5 protein-coding genes and 1 pseudogene are annotated in these 5,605 nt (G+C 40.7%); 2 read left to right on the forward strand and 4 right to left on the reverse strand.

All coding sequences use genetic code 11. The annotated features are described in order from the left end of the window. Nucleotides 1-133: 133 nt before the first annotated feature. From ACMZ6U_RS08975 to ACMZ6U_RS08990, 4 genes are all read right to left on the reverse strand, one after another. Complete coding sequence (locus tag ACMZ6U_RS08975; protein ID WP_416108063.1) at nt 134-778, reverse strand: glutamate racemase; 645 nt, start codon at nt 776-778, stop codon at nt 134-136. A 4-nt stretch (nt 779-782) separates the two neighbouring features. After that, nucleotides 783-1,028: a hypothetical protein gene (locus tag ACMZ6U_RS08980; RefSeq protein WP_240314761.1), complete on the reverse strand. Its 246-nt coding sequence runs from the start codon at nt 1,026-1,028 to the stop codon at nt 783-785. An 89-nt stretch (nt 1,029-1,117) separates the two neighbouring features. Beyond that, complete coding sequence (gene dtd / locus ACMZ6U_RS08985) at nt 1,118-1,561, reverse strand: D-aminoacyl-tRNA deacylase (RefSeq protein ID WP_416108065.1); 444 nt, start codon at nt 1,559-1,561, stop codon at nt 1,118-1,120. A 330-nt stretch (nt 1,562-1,891) separates the two neighbouring features. Further along, nucleotides 1,892-4,114 carry a RelA/SpoT family protein gene (locus ACMZ6U_RS08990; protein WP_416108067.1) on the reverse strand — a complete coding sequence of 741 codons (2,223 nt, stop codon included), beginning with the start codon at nt 4,112-4,114 and terminating at the stop codon, nt 1,892-1,894. A 244-nt stretch (nt 4,115-4,358) separates the two neighbouring features. Between ACMZ6U_RS08990 and ACMZ6U_RS08995 the strand changes: the two are divergent. Together ACMZ6U_RS08995 and ACMZ6U_RS09000 are read left to right on the forward strand one after the other, a co-directional pair. Beyond that, nucleotides 4,359-5,444: pseudogene (locus ACMZ6U_RS08995) on the forward strand (metallophosphoesterase); the annotation flags it as partial. 50 nt (nt 5,445-5,494) lie between these two features. Further along, on the forward strand, nt 5,495-5,605 hold a 111-nt coding region (locus tag ACMZ6U_RS09000), incomplete at its 3' end, for a fucose isomerase (RefSeq protein WP_416108069.1).

Below are 5,605 nucleotides of genomic sequence, written 5' to 3' on the forward strand. Positions count from 1 at the left end.
GATTAACATACAAAAACGAGAGATGCCGAGTCTCTCGTTTTTAAACGGTTAATGATTCTAATACTCTAAGAAAATCAAAATTTGAAAAAAGCAACAGATAGAACTCAAGTTTATGAAGGTAAACTTGACAAAATCAAATTTGGGTTTTTAATGAGTCTAAAAAATAATCATCGGCACTTAGACAAGGCAAACTTGTCTCTTTTTGATAGGCTTCTAAAAAATAGGGAAAATGTGTGCAACCAAAGACAACGGCTTCTACACCTAAAGCTTCAAAGAGTTGAATAGTATCTTTCAAGCCCATACTTGCTACAATTTGATCAGCTGGTGCTTTATTTTCAATGGCTTCAACCCAATCTAGGCTAGACACAGCGTGTACTCTACTACGTGGATTCTTCCAAGTGATGACACGTTCAATACCTGCGCTGCCTTGTGCATTGGCTGCGAGAAGCCCCATGGTCTGATAGGACATGGCGAGGTCACGGTAGAAATGCAAGGGTGTCAGAATTTCCAAAGATAAAGCATCCGAAAGCTCATCAAAATCGACAGAACTGCTCAAAGAGTTGCAATAAACCAAGACTTGCGTCACGCCTTTTGCCTGAAAATCCTTTAAAACAGCCGTCAGATGGGCTTTTTTATCTACCTCTGGCAAAACCTGAAAGACTGTCTGTTCTTCTGGATTCTGAGAAATGGCTACGCTGATATAGTTGTCAGTCACGCGCTTAACCAGATCAACCCCAAAAGCTGTATCAACGGGCGTCCCTGCAATAATTCCAATCATACTATCACCTCACCAAATATAAAGCAAGTAAGAAAATCACATTGATTGCCATTCTAATCACATGATGGCTGATGTGTGGTTTTTGGTGCATCTGAAAACCATTGCTTAAGGCTATCCCAGAAAGAGCAAATAGACCACCAGCAATCCCATAAATAGCACTATCATGATGTTGCCATAAGTAACTATAAGTACAAGCCACTATGACCAAAGCACTGAAAAGTGTTAGTAGCATATTTCTTTTGGTAATCATTCTTGCTCCTATACTTCCTAGGACAGCAGAAAATGTTACAAGGACTAAATATAAACTTAACACAAACAAAACCACTAATCGCATATGACTTACCTATTCTTTGTATCTAAAATAATCGTTACGGGACCATCATTGACTAGAGACACCTTCATATCTGCTCCAAAAATCCCCTTTTCAACAGGGAGGTATTCAGCTAAGGAAGCGTTAAACTGATCATAGAAATCACTTGCCATATCTGGTTTTGCAGCACCCGTAAAGGCTGGACGATTCCCTTTTTTAGTGTCCGCATAAAGAGTAAACTGAGAAATCGACAAGATGCTCCCCTTGATATCTTGAACGGACAAATTCATCTTATCATCGGCATCAGAAAAGATACGCATATTGACAATCTTGCGCACTGCATAATCCAAGTCTTCTTGAGTATCCTCAGGGCCTACTCCAACCAAGAGCATGAGTCCTTGACCAATCTGACCGACTATTTTCTCATCAATGGTTACAGACGCCTCTGAAACCCTCTGAATCACAATTTTCATAAATCCAATTACTTTCTAAAAACATCAGAACACGCTAATCTTATTCCACTGCCACAGCTTACATATCAAAGATAAATCACACTGAGGCAAGGAAATGAAGACGATAATACTAAAGGATATCGAGGCAAGCTGACAAAGTATAAAGACAAATACTCTATCCATTCAAAGTCGAAAGCTAAGGCTTTCCCCATCTACAACCCAAAAGGTGCTATCCCCAGCACCTAGTGAGACTTAAGGATAAATCACATTGAGACGAGGCAGAGTGACGAAGGCATAACTGATGTTAGGCAAGGAGCTCTAACAAAGTATCAATTGATTTAGCCTTAAGTCTCAGCCATTGGTACGCTTAACAGAATACACATCCGGAATAATCTTAATCTTATCAACAACCGACGTTAGTTCTGAAACATTTGGAATACCGAAGGTCACGTGAATGTTGGCAAATTTCATATCCCTACTTGGTTGTGCATGAAAAGAAGAAATATTTTTGGTGGCGTTGGATACGATTTGAATAACGTCGTTGAGAATCCCTGAGCGATTAAGACCATAGATGTCGATTTCAGCTTGATACTCTTTACGCGAATTAGCATCATCCCACTCTACCTCAATCAAACGTTGTTCATAGCCCTCTTGACTCTTGATATTATGACAATCTTGACGATGAATAGCAACTCCACGCCCTTTGGTGATATAGCCTTCGATAGCGTCACCTGGAACTGGGCTACAACATTTGGCGATACGCATGAGAAGTCCCGATGCTCCTTGAATGATAACACCATTTTCATCGCTCTTAACCTTCAAGACATCCTTCTTCTCAGCCTTAACCTCTCCACCCTTCATAAGCTCTTCGGCTTCAGCCTTGACTCGAGCACGTTCTTCTTCACGACGCTCTTTTTCAGTCAATTTATTAAAGACACTAACAGGGCTGATATCCCCGAAGCCTACAGCAGCATAAAGGGCTTCTTCGCTTTTAACACTAAGTCTTGGAAGAATTTCCTCAATATGCTTCTTCTCAAGATACTTGTTAGCGACATATCCTTGTTCTTGGAAATAGTCCACCAAGAGCTCACGCCCCTTGTTGACAGACATTTCCTTGTCTTGGTTCTTGAAAAACTGACGGATTTTATTGCGAGCCTTAGTTGTTTTGACCATCTTAATCCAGTCACGACTGGGACCAAAAGAATTACTATTCGTCACGATTTCAACCACATCACCCGTTTTTAGCTTGGCAGTCAGCGGAACCATACGACCATTAACTTTAGCACCCGTAGCTTTTTCACCAACTTGAGTATGGATAGCATAGGCAAAGTCAATAGGGCCTGAATCTTTCGGCAATTCTTGCACAGCACCTGTTGGTGTGAAGACATAAATCCGCTCTGAGAAGATATCTTCCTTAACAGAATCAACAAAGTCAACCGCATCACCATTGGAAGCATCTTGCAGTTCAACAAGATCTTTAATCCAATTCATGCCTAAGGCAGACTCTTTTTGATCAACCTTAGTTGTAATCCCTTTTTTATAAGCCCAGTGAGCCGCCACCCCAAACTCAGCCACTTGGTGCATATCCTTGGTACGAATTTGAATCTCAATCGGGCCCTTAGGACCATAAACTGTCGTATGAATAGACTGATAGCCATTAGCTTTAGGATTAGCAATGTAATCTTTAAAACGACCAGGCATTGGGCGCCAGAGCTCATGAATATAGCCAAGCATAGCATAGACGTCACTCTGAGTTTCCATAACGCAACGAATCGCAATCAAATCATAAATCTGATCAAAGCGTTTCTTCTTGTCACGCATTTTGCGATAGATGGAATAGATATGTTTGGGACGTCCATAGACCTCACCAAAGACTCCCTCTTCTTCTGTTGTTGACTTGATTTTATTCACAATTTCATCCACAAGTTCTTCACGTTCACGACGTTTTTCCTTCATCATGTGGGAAATTTTATAAAATTCTACTTCATTAAGATAGCGGAAAGATAAATCTTCCAGTTCCCATTTGATACGACTAATACCAAGACGGTGGGCTAGAGGTGCATAAATCTCCATAGTCTCTCGAGAGATACGCTCTTGCTTATCCTTACGTAAATGTTTCAAGGTGCGCATGTTATGCAAGCGGTCAGCCAATTTCACCAAAATGACACGAATGTCCTTGGACATAGCCATCAACATCTTACGATGGTTCTCCGCTAGCTGCTCAGCATGCGATTTATACTCTACTTTACCAAGTTTAGTCACGCCATCGACAATATTACGAACATCCTTGCCAAATAGCTCTTCAATATCACCCAAGGTAAAGTTGGTGTCTTCAACAACATCATGAAGGAAGCCACAGGCAACAGTCACAGCATCCAAATGCAAGCCAGCTAAGATACCAGCAACTTGGATAGGATGAATAATGTAAGGCTCACCAGACTTGCGGTACTGTTCCTTATGCGCCTTTTCCGCACACTCCAGCCCCTTCTTCACTAATGCGAGATCCTCTTCCAGCATGTATTGCGCTGCTAGTGCAACAACTTCCTGACCAGTTAAATCAACTGTTTTTGCCATTCTAACTACCTACCCAATCTTAGACTCTTATCGTGTAACTATTTTAACACGATTTTTTAGAAAAAGGAACGAGGGCTCTCTCTAATCACTCATTTTGTAAGATTTGACAGAACATTAGATTAAAAACAAATATTAAACTATCTTTTTTGAAAAAATGTTCGTTTTATTTGAAAATCTTATTGATGAAAAGGGTTGCTTTTTATATAATGTTAATGCAATTTATTTTTTGAAAAAAGGAGATCCTATGTCAAAGCATTATTGGTCAAAAAGCGCTCTATTATTATCTCTTCTAGCTGCCACAGCAAGTGCGAACCTTGTGCAAGCAGAAGAAACAAATAGCACAGCATCATCAGCTGATACCAATGCCGTTAACCAGCCAGCTCCTACTACTGATACAACGGTAGCTGGAAATGATAGTAGCCAACCCCTTGTGCCAGAATCACCCGTTGAAGAAACTCAACCACTTGATGAAACAGAAAGATTAGCTAATGCAACAGCTGCTCAGCCTCTTGTAGATAACACAGCTGATGCCGTCACTCCTCAAGAAGGACAAGAGGTGGATGTTCGTATCTTGTCAACGACTGACTTACATACCAATCTTGTCAACTATGACTACTATCAAGATAAGGCTTCTCAAACTATTGGTTTGGCCAAAACAGCCGTTTTGATTGACCATGCTAAGGCTGAAAATAGTAATGTCATCCTCGTTGACAATGGCGACCTTATCCAAGGAACACCCCTTGGAACTTATAAGGCTTTGGTTGATCGTCTCGAAAAAGGAGAGCAACATCCTATGTACGCTGCTCTCAATGCCTTAGGTTTCGATGCCTCAACACTTGGTAATCATGAATTTAACTATGGTCTTGATTACCTTAAAAATGTGATCTCAACCGCTGGTCTTCCTGTGGTCAATGCTAATGTTATTGATGCTACTAGCAATCAACCGCTCTTTAAACAATACGAAATCATCACTAAAACCTTTAAAGATGCCGGGGGAAAGCAGGTTAACCTTAATATTGGTATTACAGGAATCGTCCCCCCACAAATCCTCAACTGGGATAAGGCAAACTTAGAAGGCAAAGTGACTGTTCGTGATTCCGTTAAAACTTTAGAAGAATTGGTCCCTAAAATCCGTCAAGCTGGAGCTGACATCGTCCTTGTCCTATCTCACTCTGGTATCGGTGATGACGAATACCACGAAGGCGAAGAGAACGTCGGTTACCAAATTGCTGGTATCGAAGGGGTTGATGCTGTTGTAACAGGGCACTCACACGCCGAATTCCCATCAGGAGATGACACTGGTTTTTATGAAAAATATCCCAATGCTGAACTGCACCCCAAAAGTTAGACATAAAATCTAACGATTGGAGTGTTTTTCTTATGAAGTTAAGTTATAAAGATAAACTAGAAATATATGAGCTGAGAAAGAACGGAATGTCGTGGCCTTGGATTAGCCAACAATATGATGTTCATATTTCTAATCTCACATAT

It is taken from the genome of Streptococcus pluranimalium (genome assembly GCF_047785745.1).
GTDB classification, from domain to species: Bacteria; Bacillota; Bacilli; order Lactobacillales; family Streptococcaceae; genus Streptococcus; species Streptococcus pluranimalium_B.